We start from the raw sequence: 17,003 nt of genomic DNA on the forward strand, positions 1-17,003 counted from the left end.
CGATGCCGCTTCGTCGTTTGCCCCGAGAGGCTTTCGTCGTTGCGAGCCGCCTATTATGTCAGGCTTTTCGTTTCCGTCAACACCTTCTTTCGAAGTGGTTGAAGTCCTGTTCCTTCGCGGTTGCCGCCTTGCGGCGACCCCTGCGTCGGGGGAGGGAAAGTATGTCCCTATCGGGAGCGTTTGTGAAGGGGGTAGACGACATTTTTTCACGTCGCCTCCCTCCCATTCATGCTGGATGGGGTCCGGATGGTCCGGAACCCCTTGTGCCGCTTAGGCTGCGACCAGCAAGACGCGTGCGAAGGTGCGCTTGCCGACCTGCAGCAGGCCTTCAAAACCGGGCACGAACACCTGCTGGGCGTCGTCCACGACCTCGCCATCGACCTTCACTGCCCGCTCCTTGAGCTTGCGGGAGGCCTCGGAGTTGCTCGGGGTGAGCCCGGCAGCCGTCAGCAGGGCACCAATACGCAGGCCTTCGGCCGGAATCGCCACTTCCTGCAGCGGCAGCAGGGTCACATCGCCCTGCCCGGTCACCGCCGCGTTCCAGCCGGCGATGGCCTGTTCGGCCGCCGCCGCGTCATGGAAGCGGGTGGTCAGCTCACGCGCCAGGCGCAGCTTGACCTCACGCGGATTCAGGCCGCCGGCCTGGACCTGCTCGCGCAGGGCCAGCGCTTCGGCCTGGCTGATATCGAAGGAGAGCAGCTCGATCCAGCGCCACATCAGGTCGTCGCCGATCTTCATGGTCTTGGTGACCATGTCGATCGCCGGCTCATTGATGCCAATGTAGTTGTTGAGCGACTTGGACATCTTGGCCACGCCGTCCAGGCCTTCCAGCAGGGGCATGGTCAGCACGATCTGCGGCTTCTGCCCGTAGTGCTCCTGCAGGCCGCGGCCCATCAGCAGGTTGAACTTCTGGTCGGTGCCGCCGAGTTCGACGTCGGCCTCCAGGGCCACCGAGTCATAGCCCTGCACCAGCGGGTACAGGAACTCGTGCAGGGCGATGGACTGCTGCGCCGCATAGCGCTTGGCGAAATCGTCGCGCTCGAGCATGCGTGCCACGGTGTGCTGGCCGGCCAGGCGGATCATGTCGGCCGCGCCCATCTTGCCGAACCACTCCGAGTTGAAGCGGACTTCGGTCTTCTCGCGGTCCAGCACCTTGAAGACCTGGTCTTCATAGGTACGCGCGTTGGCGAGCACGTCGTCCTTGCTGAGCGGCTTGCGGGTGGCGTTCTTGCCGGACGGGTCACCGATCATGCCGGTGAAGTCGCCGATCAGGAAGATGACCTGGTGGCCGAGGTCCTGGAACTGGCGCAGCTTGTTGAGCAGCACGGTGTGGCCCAGGTGCAGGTCCGGGGCGGTGGGGTCGAAACCAGCCTTGACGCGCAGCGGGCGGCCGCTTTCCAGGCGCTGACGCAGTTCCTCGGACTTGAGGATTTCGTCGGCGCCACGACCGATCAGGGCGATGGCTTCTTCAATCGAGGACACGTGACAACTCCCGGCAATGCCTTATTTACATGAATGACGTTAAGTACAAGTTAACCGCAAGCGCTTCACAAAAGCCAATGGGCACAAGGGTTTGACGCGGTATTTATACCTGTCTATGTTACCGACGTTTGGGCCCGCGCTCCCGGGCCAGCCAGGAACAGACCGACGATGCTCAATTCCGATCAAGGCCGCGCACGCAAGCAGCGCTTCAAGGAACGTCTCCACGTCCTCCACGACACCGCCCTGCATCGGAAGCTCAAACAGCATCTTCCTGCCGCCTTCAACGAGCGCTGGACGCGCCGTCATTGGATGCACGCCAGCCTGTTCGCCACCATTGGCGCGCTGGTAGCCACGATCGTGCCGGGCTTCTCGCACACCATCGACACCCCCTACACCGTGGGCCACTCGACCCTTGCCCTGCCCTTGCCGCCGCTGTCGCTGGAGCGCCAGAAGCAGGTGCCGGGCGACAGCTGGCAGGTGCTGCGGGTGCAGCGCGGGCAGACCCTGAGCAACCTGTTCGACGAGGCTGGCATCCCGGCCACGGTGATGCACCAGGTGCTGGAGCACCCGGGCGCGCGCGAGGCGCTGACCAGGCTGCGCCCCGGCGCGGAGATCGCCTTCGACCTGCCGCTGTCCGGCGACCTGCGCACGATCCGCTTCGACCGCGATGCCGACAACCGCGTGGAGCTGTCGCTGAAGGATGGGCAGATCGCCGAGAAGGTGATCAAGCGCGAATCCTCGACCCGTCGCGTGGTCGCCAGTGGCGAAATCACCAGTTCGCTGTACGTGGCCGCGCGCAAGGCGGGGCTGTCGCCGTCGGCGATCGCCACGATGACCGACGAGATCTTCAAGTACGACATCGACTTTTCCAAGGACCTGCAGCCGGGCGACCGCTTCAGCGTGGTGCTGGATGAAACCTGGCGCGAAGGCGAGAAGGTGGACACCAGCAAGATCCTGGCGGCCACCTTCACCTCCGGTGGCAAGACCTACAGCGGCTTCCGCTTCGACCGCAACGGCAAGTCCGAGTACTTCGACGTGAGCGGGCGGCCGCTGAAGAAGAGCTTCATCCGCATGCCGATCCCGTTCGCCCGCCTGAGCTCGAGCTTCGGCGCGCGCAAGCACCCGGTGCTGGGCAAGATGCGCATGCACAAGGGCGTGGACTATGCCGCGCGCACCGGCACCCCGATCATGGCCGCCGGCGACGCCCGCGTGCAGTTCGCCGGCACCCAGCGTGGCTACGGCAACGTGGTGATCCTCGACCACGGCCGCGGCCACACCACGCTGTACGGGCACATGTCGCGCTTCGGCGCGATCAAGACCGGCCAGCGCGTGGCCCAGGGCACGGTGATCGGGTATGTCGGCTCGACCGGCCTCGCCACCGGCCCGCACCTGCACTACGAATTCCGCGTCAACGGCGAGCACCGCAACCCGCTGTCGGTGACGATGCCGCCGCCGGAGCCGCTGAAGGGTGCCGAGCTGGTGGCCTTCCGCGCGCAGACCGCGCCGGCGCTGGCCCGTATCCAGGGCATGGAAAAGCTGATCTACGCCGATGCCAGCCCGGCGCCGCAGGCGGCCCCGGCCGCCACCCAGGCCCAGACCCAGACCCAGACCGCCAGCGTGGCCAAGCCGAGCAAGCGCACCCGCGGCTGATCGGCCGCGGCAGCGCGCGGCCACGCGCGCATTGACGGCGGCAACGGGTTGCGCGGAAGCTGGGCGCACCCCGTTTGACTGGCCGGCCATGACCGCTGTCGTTGATCCGCATACCCCGCTTTACCTGGGCCTGATGTCCGGCACCAGCGCCGATGGCATCGATGCCGCACTGGTGCAGTTCCCCGAGGCGGGCGGCTGCCGCTTCGTCTTCGGCCACACCCACCCGTGGGACCCGGCGCTGCGCGCCGAACTGATCGGCCTGGGCGAAGGCGGGGCGATCGGCTCGCTGGACGCGCTGGGCCGCATCGATGCGGCGATCGGGATCACTTTTGCCGAGGCAGCCAATGCCCTGCTGCGTTTGAGCGGCGTGGAGCGCAGCCAGGTGCGGGCGATCGGTTCGCATGGGCAGACGGTGCGCCACCGGCCGCTGGCCGATCCGGCGTTCACGATGCAGCTGGGCGATGCCAACCGGATTGCCGAGGCGACCGGGATCACCACCGTGGCCGATTTCCGTCGTCGCGATGTGGCTGCAGGCGGCCATGGGGCGCCGCTGATGCCGGCCTTCCACCTGGCCATGCTCGGTACCGCCGGGGAAGACCGGGCGATCCTCAACCTGGGCGGGATCGCCAACCTGACCCTGATTCCCCGCGACGGCGTGCCGCGCGGCTTCGATACCGGCCCGGCCAATGCGCTGATGGATGCCTGGTGCCAGCGCCACCGGGGCGTGCCGTTCGATGCGGACGGGGCGTTTGCGGCCAGTGGGCAGGTGGACGAGGCGCTGCTGGCGCAGTGGCTGGCCGAGCCGTGGTTCGCGCTGCCGCCGCCGAAGAGCACCGGGCGCGAGCAGTTCCACCTGGACTGGGCACAGGCGGCGATGGGCGACGGCCAGCACGCCGCCGCCGATGTGCAGGCCACGTTGCTGGAACTGACCGCCGCGACGGTGGCCGATGCGTTGCGGGCGCACCTGCCGGGGGCGGCGCGGGTGCTGGTGTGCGGCGGCGGGGTGCGCAACCCGCAGTTGCTGCGCCGGTTGGCGGCGCGGTTGCCGGGGGTGGTGATCGAATCCAGCGCGGTGCATGGCCTGGACCCGGATTACCTGGAGGCGATGGGGTTTGCGTGGTTGGCGCAGCGGACGCTGGACGGCTTGCCGGGGAATCTGCCGAGCGTGAGCGGGGCGCGGGGACCGCGGATCCTGGGGGCGATACATCCGGCGTAGGGCAAGGGCAAGAGCAAGGGCAAGAGCAAGGGCAAGAGCAACAGCAGCCGAGCATGGCTCGGCTCTACCGGGGCGGGAGGCCTTGTGCACGCCTGCGGATCGCTCCCCTATCGGTGGGGGCGCCACCGCCCTGCGTTACACCCCTTTGGCGTCCGGCAAGGCCTGCAGCGCGGCGATAGCGTCGGCGAGGGCGTCCACTTCCGGGTTCTGGAAACCGCTGCGGACTTCCAGTTCGCTGGCGAACAACCCCTGTTCGAGCAGCGCGATGCAGGTGTATTCGCGGGTCCAGCCGCGTGCGACCGCCACGCGCCGGATGCGTTCGTTCAACAGCGGGTCCAGATCCCGCAGCAGCAGATCGACCATTGTTCTCCCCGTTGGCAACGCACCGCCCCCACGGTACAACGGGGTGGATCATGGCGCAGCAGGGCGCGCCGGGCAACCGGACAGGCCCGTCCGGCTCAGGCGCTGCTGCGGTCGCGGATGCGCGGCCACAGCCAGACCAGCAACAGCAGGGTCGGGATGACGGTGGTGGCGCTGAAGATGAAGAAGGTGCTGTAGGAGGTGGCTTCGACGATATAGCCGGAGGCGCCGCCGACGAACTTGCCCGGCAGGTTGGCCAGCGAGACCAGCAGCGCGTATTGGGTGGCGGTGAAGTTGCGGTCGGTCAGCGAGGACATGAAGGCCACCAGCACGGTGCCGGCAAAGCCCTGGAACAGGTTGTCCGCGCTCAGCGCCGCGTAGAACGCCCAGAGCTGGCCGGGGTTGTGCGCCATCAGCAGGAACGCCAGGTTCGACAACGCCACGCCGAGGGCGGCGACCAGCAGCATGCGGCGGAAGCCGAAGGCGGCCACGGCGATGCCGCCGATGAAGGCCCCGCCGATACCCATCCACACGCCGAACAGCTTGGACACGGTGGCGATGTCGGCCTTGGTGAAGCCCGAGTCCAGGTAGAACGGCCCGGCCATCACGCCGATGACCTGGTCGGGGAACTTGTAGAGGCCGACGAAGGCCAGCAGCACCAGCGCCAGGACGATGCCATTGGTGGTGAAGAAGCTGGCGATCGGCTGCCAGAACGCCCCGAAGAAATCGATGCGACGCTGGATGCGCACTTCCGGTTGCGCCGGCTCGCGGCAGACCAGGGTGGCGATGATCGGCAGCACCATCAGCGAGGCCATCGCCAGGTACGCCACGATCCAGCCTTCGAACTGGGCCAGGTACAGCGCGCCGGCACCGGCCAGGATCAGGCCGATGCGGTAGCCCAGCGTGTAGGTGGCGGCCAGCGCAGCCTGCGCGCTCTCCGGGGCGATCTCGATGCGGTAGGCATCGACCACCGAGTCCTGGGTGGCACCGGCGAAGGACGCCACCAGCACCCACAGCACCAGCGGGGTGACACCCAGCTCGGGGCGCACGAATGCCAGCGCGAACAGGCCGCCGGTGACGCCCACCTGCGAGGCCAGCAGCCACGAACGGCGGCGGCCGAGGAAGCCGATCAACGGGAAGGCATAGCGGTCGATCAACGGCGCCCAGACGAACTTGAGCAGGTAGAAGAAGCTGGCGAGGCTGATCAGGCCGATGCTGCCCAGGTCCAGGCCGACGTCACGCAGGCGGGTGGAGAGGGTCTGCGAGGCGATGAGCAGGAACGGCAGGCCGCTGCCAAAGCCGAGGAAGGCCATGGTGAGTGCCGAGGGCGTGCCGAAGGCACGCTTGATCCCGGCCCAGCCCTTGTAGGACACCGGCGCGGCCGCGTCGGTCATGGGGCGTAGTCCACCGTGAACGGGGCATGGTCGGAGAAGCGTTCATCGCGGTAGACCGCGCAGCTGCGCAGGCGATCGCGCAGGCCGGGGCTGACGAACTGGTAGTCGATGCGCCAGCCGACGTTGTTGGCCCGGGCCGCGCCGCGGTTGCTCCACCAGGTGTAGTCCTGGCCTTCCGGATGCAGCAGGCGGTAGGCGTCGGTCCAGCCCTGGCCGGCGCCGATGTCCAGCGCCTGGCCGGCATCGGCGCACTGGCCGTTGAGCCAGTCGCGCTCGGGCGGCAGGCAGCCGGAATTCTTCTGGTTGGATTTCCAGTTCTTGATGTCCAGCGCGGAGCGCACGATGTTCCAGTCGCCGCACAGGACGTAGTCGCGGCCGCTGGCCAGCCACTGTGCCAGGATCGGGCGCAGCCACTCCATCACTTCGTACTTGAAGCCCTGGCGGAGGTCGCCCGAGCTGCCCGAGGGGATATAGAAGGAGACCACGCTGAGGTTGCCGTAGCGGGCCTCGATATAGCGGCCTTCATCGTCGAACGGCGCCCAGCCGAGCGAGGTGATGACCTGGTCGGGCTCGCGCTTGCTGTAGATGGCCACGCCGCTGTAGCCCTTCTTGGTGATGGCGTCGCGGTAGAAGCAATGGTGGCCGTCCGGGCGGAACATCGGGTCGGTGAGCTGGTCTTCCTGGGCCTTGGTTTCCTGGATGCAGAGCACGTCGGCGTCCTGGGCGCGGAACCAGTCGAGGAAGCCCTTGGTGGCGGCGGAGCGGATGCCATTGGCGTTGAAACTGATGATGCGCATGCTGACCCGGGTCTGGAGCGGTAACCGGGAAAGCATACCGGGAAGACCCCGCCCCGGCTCGCCGGGATGCGCCATGGCAGCGCGCGTCGGCCGGGCCCCAGGGCCGGCTGCGCCCCCGCGCCGGCCGGGCCCGGAGGGCGAAAAAAGCCCCCATGCATTAGGATTTGCGGTCCAAATGAATTGAATAGAGTCCTGATGAGCGACCATCGCCACCGTTTCCTGCAACTGGCCCTCACCGCCGACGCCCTGCGTTTTGGCCAGTTCACCCTCAAGTCGGGCCGCCTGAGCCCTTACTTCTTCAATGCCGGCCGCTTCGATTCCGGCGCCCTCATGGTCCAGCTGGCCGCCTGCTACGCCGATGCGGTGGAGGCCACCGGGCTGAAGTTCGACGTCGTGTTCGGCCCGGCCTACAAGGGCATCCCGCTGGCCACCGCGACCGCCTGTGAATTCGCCCAGCGCGGCCGCGACCTGCCCCTGTCGTTCAACCGCAAGGAAGCCAAGGCCCATGGCGAAGGCGGCCAGCTGATCGGCGCGGACATGAATGGCAAGCGCGTGCTGATCGTGGATGACGTGATCACGGCCGGTACCGCCATCCGCGAGGCGCTGACCATCATCAAGGACGCCGGTGGCACCCCGGCCGGGATCGTGGTGGCGCTGGACCGCCAGGAGATCGCCTCGGAAACCGACCGTCGCTCGGCCGCCCAGTCGGTGGCCGAAGAAGCCGGGATTCCGGTGGTGGCCGTGGCCACGCTGGCCGACCTGCTTGATTTTGCCTCCGGAAATCCGGAACTTGTGGGGTACCGGCAGCCGCTGGAGGACTATCGGTCCCGTTACGGCAGCCGTCCTACGCGTTGAGAGCAGGGGGCTCGCCAACCATGTCCAGGATTGCCACGACCATCTTGATCGGCCTGTTGCTGGCCGTATCCACGCTGCCGGCGCAGGCCCAGCGCGGCAAGAACGAGCCAAAAGCAAAGAAGCTGTACTGCTGGAACAAGGGTGCCGAGCGGATCTGCAGCGATGCCCTGCCGCAGGAAGCGGTGAACAGCGCGCGCGAGGAATTCAGCGCCGCCAGCGGCCTGCGTCGTGGCGAAGTGGAGCGCACCTTGACCGAGGAAGAGCGCGCTGAGGCGGCGGTCGTGGCCGCGCAGCGCCAGCTCGACCTGGCTGCCGAACAGACCCGGCAGCGCACCGAGCAGGCGATGCTGTCCACCTACGAGAGCGAGGACGACCTGCGCCGGGTGTTCACCGAGCGCACCGGGATCCTGGACAACAACGTGCAGACCGCGCGCTACAACGTGGCCAGCCTGCGCGAGGCGTTGGTGAGCCTGCTGGGCACGGCCGGCGATCGCGAGCTGGCTGGCAAGCCGGTGGCCGAGAAGCAGGCCAGGAGCATCCAGCAACGCCACAGCGAGCTGGTGACGCAGCGGCGCATGCAGGCCTCGTTCGAAGCGCAGCGCAAGGCGCTGGACGTGGAGATCGAGGAGACGCTGCAGCGGTATCGGTTGTTGAAGGGCGTGGGGACCGATCCGCGGGCGTGAGCGGGCGGACGGTGTGGACAAGAGAGGCGGCCGGTTGGCCGCCTTTTTTGTGGGTGTCGACCGGGGGGCGTGCCGGCCGCTGGGCGCATTGCACCTCCGGCCAGGGTCATGAGGCGCCGGTCAACGGCCGGCACGACCGGCCAGATGCGGGATGGCCGGGAGCAGCCATGCGCAGCCAGGAGCAGCCGACCAACGGTCGGCTCTACGATTGTTTATGCACTTTTTACGCTGGGGCGTGGTGCCGGGCGTGGCCCCTTTATGCCGGTGGGGCAGACGATGGGGGCCTGACGTGGAGTGGTTCCACCTGGACGTCCCATGAGCCTGTTTCTGCCTGTGTTCCCCACCGCCGCTGCGCCTTGCGCCGCCGCGTTCCCTTCCCGCGTTTGAGGCCACGACCATGCCTGCCTGGCTTTCCCTGGTGTGCGGCGTGCTGGTGCTCGTCGCCGCCGCCTATCTGCTGTACGTCGTGCTTCGGCCCGAAGCGTTCTGACCGGAGCCGACCATGACCGAGATCCTGTTGATCCTGCTGGCCAGCATCGTGCTGGCCTTTCCGCTTGGGCTGTACCTGGCCCGGGTGATGCGCGGCGCGCCGATGCGGGGCGATGCGCTGTTCGGGCTGATTGAAAAACCGCTGTACCGGCTGCTGGGGGTGAATCCCGCCCGGGGCATGTCCTGGCGCGGCTATGTGATGGCCTTCGTGCTCAGCAACGTGGTGATCGCGGTGCTGGTGCAGGCGGTCTTCATGACCCAGGCCTGGCTGCCGTTCAACCCCGACCAGATCCCCAACATGCGCTGGGACACGGCGCTGCACACGATGGTGTCGTTCCTGACCAACACCAACCAGCAGCACTACTCCGGCCAGGCGCAGCTGTCCTACTTCGCGCAGATGACCGCCATCACCGGCCTGCAGGTGGTGACGCCGATGATGGGCCTGGCGCTGGTCGTGGCCACGCTGCGTGCGCTGTTCGGCGCGCGTCCGGAGGACGTGGATGCAGAACAGGCCGCACAGCTCAGCGCGGACCGTCGCGTGGACGTGGGCAACTACTACGCCGATGTGGTGCGTTCGTGCGTGCGTTTCATGCTGCCGCTGTGCCTGCTGTGGGCGGTGCTGCTGACCAGCCAGGGCGTGCCCTCGACGCTGGCGGCCGGGCCGCAGGCGACGCCGATCGATGCGGCCGCCGGCATGGAGACGCAGAAACTGCCGCTGGGCCCGGTCGCGGCGATGGTCGCGGCCAAGCAACTGGGCACCAATGGGGGTGGCTGGTACGGCCCCAACAGTTCGATGCCGCTGGAGAACCCGACCCCGTTGTCCAACGCGCTGGAACTGATCGGCATCCTGCTGATCCCGATCGCGGTGATCTTCATGCTGGGTGCGTTCACCGGGCGCCGGCGCCTGGCCGGGCTGGTGTTCGGCTGCATGCTGGCGATGTCCAGCGTGTCGGTGGCGGCCACGGTATGGCTGGAAGGCCATTCGGCCACGGCGGCCAGCCCGCTGCTGATGGAAGGCAAGGAAGTGCGCATCGGCGCCGATGGCACCGGCCTGTGGGCGGCGATCACCACGCAGGTGTCCAACGGCTCGGTCAACGGCATGCATGACTCGCTCAGCCCGCTGGCCGGTGCGGTGCCGATGATCAACATGCTGGTCAACGCGATCTGGGGCGGCATCGGTTGCGGCCTGCAGCAGTTCATCGTGTACCTGCTGCTGGGCGTGTTCCTCGCCGGGCTGATGACCGGGCGCACCCCCGAGCTGCTGGGGCGCAAGCTGGAGACCCCGCAGATCCGCCTGCTGGCGCTGCTGGTGCTGCTGCAGCCGATCACCATCCTGGGCTTCACTGCGGTGACCCTGGCGATTCCGGCGATCACCGGCACGTCCAATCCCGGCTTCCACGGCGTCAGCCAGGTGTTCTACGAGTACGTGTCGGCGTTTGCCAACAACGGCTCGGGCTTTGAAGGCCTGGGCGATGCCACCCCGTGGTGGAACCTGAGCTGCACCCTGGTGCTGCTGCTGGGCCGCTACCCGGTGCTGATCATCCCGCTGATCGTGGCCGCGCAACTGGCCGCCAAGCGGCGGGCGCCGGAATCGGCCGGCACGTTGCAGATCGAGACCCCGACCTTCGCGCTGACCCTGATCGCGCTGATCGTCATCCTGACCGTATTGCAGTTCATGCCGGCGCTGGTATTGGGCCCGGTGGCCGACCACCTGTCGTTGACGCTGCACTGAGACCTGATGTCGTGAGTACATCTCCCATGAGTACCTATCCCTTGAACGTTTCTTCCCACCGCCGCCAGCGCCTGCTCGATGCCGCCGGCTGGCGCCGCGCCCTGCGCGATGCGGTGATCAAGCTGTCCCCGCGCCACCTGCTGCACAGCCCGGTAATGGCGGTGGTGATGGCCGGCACCGTGGTCAGCCTGGTCGTTACCCTGAGCGGCAACGCACCGCTGGGCTTCGGCCTGGCGGTCACCGCGATCCTGCTGCTGACCGTGCTGTTCGGCAACTTCGCCGAAGCGGTGGCCGAAGCGCGCGGGCGTGGCCAGGCGGCCTCGCTGCGGCGGGCGCGGCAAGACCTGAGCGCGCGTCGGCTGGCCGCCGCGCATGCCGGTGCCAGCGAGTCCCAGGTGCCGGCCGCCGAGCTGCGCCCCGGCGACCATGTGATCGTCAGCGCCGGCGAATTGATCCCCGCCGATGGCGAGATCGTGCAGGGCCTGGCCACCATCAACGAAGCGGCGGTGACCGGTGAATCGGCACCGGTGCTGCGCGAGGCCGGCACCGACCGCAGCGGCGTGATCGGCGGTACCAAGGTGCTGTCGGACCAGGTCATCCTGCGCATCACCGCCGAGCCGGGGCACAGCTTCCTGGACCGGATGATCGCACTGGTGGAAGGCGCCAACCGCCAGAAGACCCCCAACGAGATCGCGCTCACCCTGCTGCTGGCGGCGATGACGCTCACCTTCCTGATCGTGGTGGCCACGCTGCCGGCGATCGGGGCGTTCGTCGGCGTGCAGGTGGACCCGCTGCTGCTGATCGCGCTGCTGGTGTGCCTGATTCCCACCACCATCGGCGGGCTGCTGCCGGCCATCGGCATTGCCGGCATGAACCGGGCGCTGGCCGCCAACGTGCTGGCCAAGTCGGGCAAGGCGGTGGAAGTGGCCGGCGACGTGGACGTGCTGCTGCTGGACAAGACCGGCACCATCACCTACGGCGACCGCCAGGCCACGCACTTCCATGCACTGGCCGGGATCGACACGCCGCAGCTGCGCGAAGCCGCGCTGTTGTCTTCGCTGGCCGACCCGACCCCGGAAGGCAAGTCGATCGTGCGCCTGGCGCGCGAGCAGGGCTGCACCACGGCAGAGCCGGACCGCGCGGACTATCTGGCCTTCAGCGCGCAGACCCGCATGTCCGGCGTGGACCTGGACGGGGGCCGCCGCATCCGCAAGGGCGCGGCCGATTCGATCAGCGCCTATGTGCGTGAGCTGGGCGGCACCGTGCCGGCGGAACTGCCGGGCCGCGTGGAGCAGGTGGCACGCAACGGTGCCACCCCGCTGGTGGTGTGCGAAGGCCGCCACGTGCTGGGCGTGATCGAGCTGTCGGACGTGGTCAAGCACGGCATGCGCGAGAAGTTCGCGCAGCTGCGCGCGATGGGCATCCGCACGGTGATGATCACCGGCGACAACCCGCTGACGGCGGCGGCCATCGCTGCCGAGGCCGGCGTGGACGACTACATCGCCGAGGCCCGCCCGGAAGACAAGCTGGCGCGTATCCGGGCCGAACAGGCTGGCGGGCGGCTGGTGGCGATGGTGGGCGACGGCACCAACGACGCCCCGGCGCTGGCCCAGGCCGACATCGGCCTGGCGATGAACTCCGGTACGCAGGCCGCCAAGGAAGCCGGCAACATGGTCGACCTGGATTCGGACCCGGCCAAGCTGCTGGCGGTGGTGGAAGTGGGCAAACAGCAGCTGATCACGCGCGGCGCGCTGACCACCTTCTCGCTGGCCAACGATGTGTCCAAGTACTTCGCGATCCTGCCGGCGCTGTTCGCCTCCACCCTGCCGGCGATGGCGGCGTTGAACGTGATGCACCTGTCCAGCCCGCGCAACGCGGTGCTGGCGGCGCTGATCTTCAACGCCCTGGTGATCCCGGCGTTGATTCCGCTGGCGCTGCGCGGGGTGCGCTTCCGCCCGGCCACCGCGACCGCGCTGCTGCGCCGGAACATGCTGGTGTACGGCCTGGGTGGCGTACTGCTGCCGTTCGCAGCCATCAAGTTGATCGACCTCTTCCTCGTCTCGGTATTCGGCGCATGAACCGCTCACTCGCAACCTCCCTGCCCCGCGCCGCGCGCGCCCCTGCCACACGCGCGGCCACCCTGCAGCAGCACGGCGCGTGGCGCCCGGCACTGGTGCTGGGCCTGGTCAGCCTGCTGCTGCTCGGCCTGGCCTATGCCCTGGCCGCCACCAGTGCCAGCCGGTTGCTGTTCCCGGCGCAGGCTGACGGCAGCCTGCTCATCCGCGATGGCCAGGTGCGCGGCTCGCAGTTGATCGCCCAGCCGTTCACCGGCGATGGCTACTTCCAGGCGCGCCCGTCGGCGGCCAACTACGACCCGATGGCCGCGGCCGGCAGCAACCTGGCCCGGACCAACCCGGCGCTGCAGGAACGCGTGCAGGCCAGCATCGCCGCGGTGGCCGTGCGCGAAGGCGTGGCCATCGCGCAGGTGCCCAGCGACCTGGTGACCCAGTCCGGCGCGGGCATGGACCCGGAGCTGTCGCCAGCGGCCGCACAGCTGCAGGTCGCCCGCGTGGCGCGCAGCCGCGGGTGGCCGGCCGAGCGCGTGGCGGCGCTGGTGCAAGCACATACGCTGGGGCCGCAATGGGGCGTATTCGGCCAGCCGCGGGTCAACGTGATGACCCTCAACCTGGCGCTGGATGACCTCAAGGCCGCCCCGTGATGCGGGGATCGCAGCGGCCGGTGCACAATCGCCACCCATGAGCGACCCACGTACCCGCCAGGCCGATGCCCTGGTTGAACGCCTGCAACGCGAAGCCGGCGGCAAGCTCACCGTGTTCCTCGGTGCCGCCCCCGGCGTGGGCAAGACCTTCAGCATGCTCAGCCGCGCGCACGAACAACTGCGTCGCGGCGTGGATGTGGTCGTCGGGCTGGTGGAAACCCACGGCCGCGCCGAGACCGCCGCGTTGCTGGAGGGCCTGCCGCAGGTGCCGCTGGTGCAGCGCGACTACCAGCAGCACGTGCTGGGCGAGATGGACCTGGACGCCGTGCTGGCGCGCCACCCCGCGCTGGTGCTGGTGGACGAGCTGGCCCACCGCAACGTGCCCGGCAGCCGCCACGAGCGCCGCTGGCAGGACGTGGAGGAACTGCTGGAGGCCGGCATCGATGTCTGGACCACGGTCAACATCCAGCACCTGGAGAGCCTCAACGATGTGGTGATGCGCATCACCGGCGTGCGGGTGAGCGAGACCGTGCCCGATGCGGTACTCGACCGCCTGCACGACATCGTGCTGGTGGACCTGCCCCCGCGCGAGCTGATCGAGCGCCTGCAGCAGGGCAAGGTGTACGTGCCCGAGCAGGCCGCCCAAGCCCTGCAGGCGTTCTTCTCGCCGGCCAACCTCACCGCGCTGCGCGAACTGGCCATGCAGGAAGCGGCCGATCGGGTGGACAGCAGCCTGCGCGAGACCCGCGCCGCGCGCGGCGAGGCCAACCTGCCGCTGCGCCGACGCGTGCTGGTGGCCATCGATGGCGGCGGCCAGAGCGAGTACCTGGTGCGCGTGGGCCGGCGCATCGCCGAGCGCCGCGATGCGCCGTGGACGGTGGTGACCGTGCAGGGCCGGCGCAACGACGAAGACACCCGGCGCGAGATCGACGCGGCCTTCGCCCTCGCCCGCCGCCTCGGCGGCGAGGCCGAACTGCTGCACGGATCGAGCATCGCCGACGCGCTGCTGGATCACGCCGCGCACAACAGCGTGTCCACGCTGGTGCTGGGCCGCACCCGCGAGCGCCCGGTCGCGCGGATGCTCAACCGCACCCTCACCCAGCAATTGATCCAGCGCGGCGCGCATTACGAGATCACCATCATCGGCACCCCGCAGGCGCGCGCACGGGCACGCCGCACCGGGCTGTCGATGCCCAGCCGCAGCACCGGCCAGGACACCTTGCTGGCGCTGGGCGCCACCGCGATCGCCTGCCTGGTGGCGCTGGTGGCCGAGCGCTGGGTGGGGCTGTACGACCTGTCGATGGTGTTCATCGTGGCGGTGGTGATGGTGGCCGCGCGCAGCCGCACCAGCGCGGCGGTAATCGCCGCGGCGCTGTGCTTCCTGGCCTACAACTTCTTCTTCATCGCCCCGCGTTTCACCTTCGCCATCAGCGCGCGCCAGGGCGTGATCACCGTCTTCCTGTTCCTGGCCGCCGCGCTGGTGGCTGGCCGGCTCGCCTCGCGGCTGCGCATGCAGGTGCTGGCGTTGCGCGCCTCCAACCGGCATGCGAACGCGCGCCAGGCACTGGGCCGTCAGTTGACCCGCGCAGCCAGCAACGAAGAAGTGGCGCAGGCCGGGCGCGAAGCGCTGGAACAGGCGATGGACGCCCCGGCCTGGCTGCGCATCGGCCCGCACACCAGCACCAGCGGCAGCGCCGCGCCGGGCGAGACCGACCTGGCCGCCGCCGACTGGGCGCGCCGCCATGGCCAGCCCAGCGGCCGCTTCACCGATACCCTGGCCGGCGCGGAGTGGTGGTTCCTGCCGCTGCTGGATGGCGATGACCGCGCCATCGGCGTGGCCGGCATGCGCTTCGCGCGGAATGCGCCGCGCCTCACCCCCGAGCAGCGCCAACTGGCCGAGGCGATGGTGGACGACATCGCCCAGGCCGCGCTGCGCACGCAGCTGGTGGCCGACCTGGAAAAGGCGCACGTGAGCAACGAGACCGAGCGCCTGCGCTCGGCGCTGCTGTCGTCGGTGTCGCACGACCTGCGCTCGCCGCTGGCGGCGATGATCGGCTCGGCCGACAGCCTGGGCAGCTATGCCGATGCGATGGACGCGCAGGACCGCCGCGCCCTGCTGGACACCATCCTGGTGGAAGGCGAGCGGCTGGACCGCTACATCCAGAACCTGCTGGACATGACCCGGCTGGGCCACGAAGGCCTGCAGATCAACCGCGACTGGATCGGCGTGGACGAGCTGGTCGGCTCGGCCGCACGCCGTCTGCAGCGCTACCAGCCGGAGGTGCAGCTCAAGCTGGACATCCCGGCCACGCTGGCCCCGATCTGGGTGCATCCGGCGCTGGTGGAACAGGCGGTGTTCAACGTCATGGAGAACGCGGCCAAGTTCTCCCCGCCCGGCGCGGCGGTGGAAGTGCAGGCGCGGCTGGTGGAGGGCGAGCTGCGCATCGACGTGCTGGACGCCGGCCCGGGCATCCCCGATGAGGAGCGCGCGCGCATCTTCGACATGTTCTACAGCGTGGAGCGTGGTGACCGCGGCCGGCATGGCACCGGCCTGGGGCTGACCATCTGCCAGGGCATGATCGGCGCGCACGGCGGCAGCGTGCAGGCGCTGCCGGGGCGCGACGGACGCGGTACCCTGATCCGCATCACGCTGCCCCTGCTGCAACCGCACCCTGCCGATGACAACGACGAATCCTGACCCCACCCAAGGCGTACCCCCGGCCCGCGTGCTGGTGATCGACGATGAAGCGCAGATCCGCCGCTTCCTCGACATCAGCCTGCGCGCGCAGGGCTACCGCGTGGTGCAGGCCGCCACCGGCCAGGCCGGGCTGGAAGCCCTGGTGAGCGAGGGCGCGGACGTGGTGATCCTGGATATCGGGCTGCCGGACATGGAAGGGCATGAGGTGCTGGCCGAGCTGCGCCAGTGGAGCCAGGTACCGGTGATCATGCTCACCGTGCGTGCCAGCGAGACCGAAAAAGTGCGGGCGCTGGACAACGGCGCCAACGACTACGTGACCAAGCCGTTCGGCACGCAGGAGCTGATGGCGCGGGTGCGCGCACTGCTGCGCTCGCGCACGGTATCCAGCGACGGGGTGCTGCCACAGTTCGACGATGGGCACCTGCATATCGACCTGGTGCGGCGCGAGGTGCATCTGGATGGCACGCCGGTGGCCCTGACCCGCAAGGAATATGCGCTGCTGTCGCTGCTGCTGCGCAATGCCGGCCGGGTGGTGACCCAGCCGCAGATCCTGCAGGAAATATGGGGGCCGACGCACCAGGAAGACACGCATTACCTGCGCATCCTGGTGGGGAAATTGCGGCACAAGCTGGGCGACTCGGCGCTGGATTCGCGGTACCTGTTCACCGAACCTGGCGTGGGGTTGCGGTTCAAGGGGTGAGGCGGGAGAGCAGCCGAGCATGGCTCGGCTCTACCGATGCGCGGCATTGCCGGCGCGTTGCGATCAACGGTCGTAGTCCCGATGTGCGCGAATGCCTGCGCGTCGTGACCAACGGGATAATCGCGATGTGCACCAATGCCGCGCGACACGACCAACGGTCGTAATCGCGATGTTTGCCAACGCCCGCGCGCCATGGCCAACGGGCGTAATCCCGATGCGGGCCAATGC

The 17,003-nt window shown here is 68.8% G+C and carries 14 protein-coding genes; 10 read left to right on the forward strand and 4 right to left on the reverse strand.

Features of this window, described 5'->3' with window-relative positions; genetic code table 11:
* Nucleotides 1-270: 270 nt before the first annotated feature.
* The gene (gene tyrS / locus M2421_RS10400) at nt 271-1,482 is read right to left on the reverse strand and encodes a tyrosine--tRNA ligase (protein WP_259206546.1); all 1,212 of its coding nucleotides are present in this window, start codon (nt 1,480-1,482) and stop codon (nt 271-273) included.
* A gap of 168 nt (nt 1,483-1,650) precedes the next feature.
* Here tyrS and M2421_RS10405 point away from each other — a divergent pair, with 168 nt between their 5' ends.
* Together M2421_RS10405 and M2421_RS10410 are read left to right on the forward strand one after the other, a co-directional pair.
* Nucleotides 1,651-3,132, forward strand: coding sequence for a peptidoglycan DD-metalloendopeptidase family protein (locus tag M2421_RS10405; protein ID WP_259206547.1), 1,482 nt, complete (start codon nt 1,651-1,653; stop codon nt 3,130-3,132).
* An 88-nt stretch (nt 3,133-3,220) separates the two neighbouring features.
* Entirely contained in the window at nt 3,221-4,348 is a 1,128-nt protein-coding gene (locus M2421_RS10410) for an anhydro-N-acetylmuramic acid kinase (protein ID WP_259206548.1), read from the forward strand.
* 135 nt (nt 4,349-4,483) lie between these two features.
* On the opposite strand, the gene M2421_RS10415 is transcribed toward M2421_RS10410, so the two are convergent.
* The 3 genes from M2421_RS10415 to M2421_RS10425 form a co-directional block, all read right to left on the reverse strand.
* Complete coding sequence (locus M2421_RS10415; RefSeq protein WP_259206550.1) at nt 4,484-4,711, reverse strand: hypothetical protein; 228 nt, start codon at nt 4,709-4,711, stop codon at nt 4,484-4,486.
* Between the two features lie 95 nt (nt 4,712-4,806).
* The gene (locus M2421_RS10420; protein ID WP_259206551.1) at nt 4,807-6,102 is read right to left on the reverse strand and encodes an MFS transporter; all 1,296 of its coding nucleotides are present in this window, start codon (nt 6,100-6,102) and stop codon (nt 4,807-4,809) included.
* Nucleotides 6,099-6,899: an exodeoxyribonuclease III gene (locus M2421_RS10425; protein ID WP_259206552.1), complete on the reverse strand. Its 801-nt coding sequence runs from the start codon at nt 6,897-6,899 to the stop codon at nt 6,099-6,101. Before M2421_RS10425 ends, M2421_RS10420 begins: the two co-directional genes overlap by 4 nt.
* A gap of 195 nt (nt 6,900-7,094) precedes the next feature.
* Here M2421_RS10425 and pyrE point away from each other — a divergent pair, with 195 nt between their 5' ends.
* The 8 genes from pyrE to M2421_RS10465 all read left to right on the forward strand — a co-directional run bounded on the left by pyrE (nt 7,095) and on the right by M2421_RS10465 (nt 16,775).
* Nucleotides 7,095-7,754 carry an orotate phosphoribosyltransferase gene (gene pyrE / locus M2421_RS10430; protein WP_259206553.1) on the forward strand — a complete coding sequence of 220 codons (660 nt, stop codon included), beginning with the start codon at nt 7,095-7,097 and terminating at the stop codon, nt 7,752-7,754.
* Between the two features lie 20 nt (nt 7,755-7,774).
* Nucleotides 7,775-8,437, forward strand: a complete 663-nt coding sequence (locus M2421_RS10435; RefSeq protein WP_259206554.1) for a hypothetical protein — start codon at nt 7,775-7,777, stop codon at nt 8,435-8,437.
* Nucleotides 8,438-8,834: 397 nt separating this feature from the next.
* Nucleotides 8,835-8,927, forward strand: coding sequence for a potassium-transporting ATPase subunit F (locus M2421_RS10440; protein WP_017355708.1), 93 nt, complete (start codon nt 8,835-8,837; stop codon nt 8,925-8,927).
* 12 nt (nt 8,928-8,939) lie between these two features.
* Nucleotides 8,940-10,658 (forward strand): potassium-transporting ATPase subunit KdpA, encoded by a 1,719-nt coding sequence (gene kdpA, locus M2421_RS10445; RefSeq protein WP_259206555.1) that lies wholly within the window; start codon nt 8,940-8,942, stop codon nt 10,656-10,658.
* Nucleotides 10,659-10,684: 26 nt separating this feature from the next.
* Nucleotides 10,685-12,736 (forward strand): potassium-transporting ATPase subunit KdpB, encoded by a 2,052-nt coding sequence (gene kdpB / locus M2421_RS10450; RefSeq protein WP_259206556.1) that lies wholly within the window; start codon nt 10,685-10,687, stop codon nt 12,734-12,736.
* Nucleotides 12,733-13,377, forward strand: coding sequence for a potassium-transporting ATPase subunit KdpC (kdpC, locus tag M2421_RS10455; protein ID WP_259206558.1), 645 nt, complete (start codon nt 12,733-12,735; stop codon nt 13,375-13,377). Before kdpB ends, kdpC begins: the two co-directional genes overlap by 4 nt.
* Before the next feature lie 37 nt (nt 13,378-13,414).
* Nucleotides 13,415-16,075, forward strand: a complete 2,661-nt coding sequence (locus M2421_RS10460) for a sensor histidine kinase KdpD (RefSeq protein WP_259206559.1) — start codon at nt 13,415-13,417, stop codon at nt 16,073-16,075.
* A complete protein-coding gene (locus M2421_RS10465) occupies nt 16,056-16,775 on the forward strand; it encodes a response regulator transcription factor (protein WP_259206560.1) in 720 nt (239 codons plus the stop codon). The genes M2421_RS10460 and M2421_RS10465 overlap by 20 nt, the downstream gene beginning before the upstream one ends.
* Nucleotides 16,776-17,003 lie beyond the last annotated feature (228 nt).

This window comes from Stenotrophomonas sp. BIGb0135 (assembly GCF_024810105.1).
GTDB lineage: Bacteria > Pseudomonadota > Gammaproteobacteria > Xanthomonadales > Xanthomonadaceae > Stenotrophomonas > Stenotrophomonas maltophilia_AB.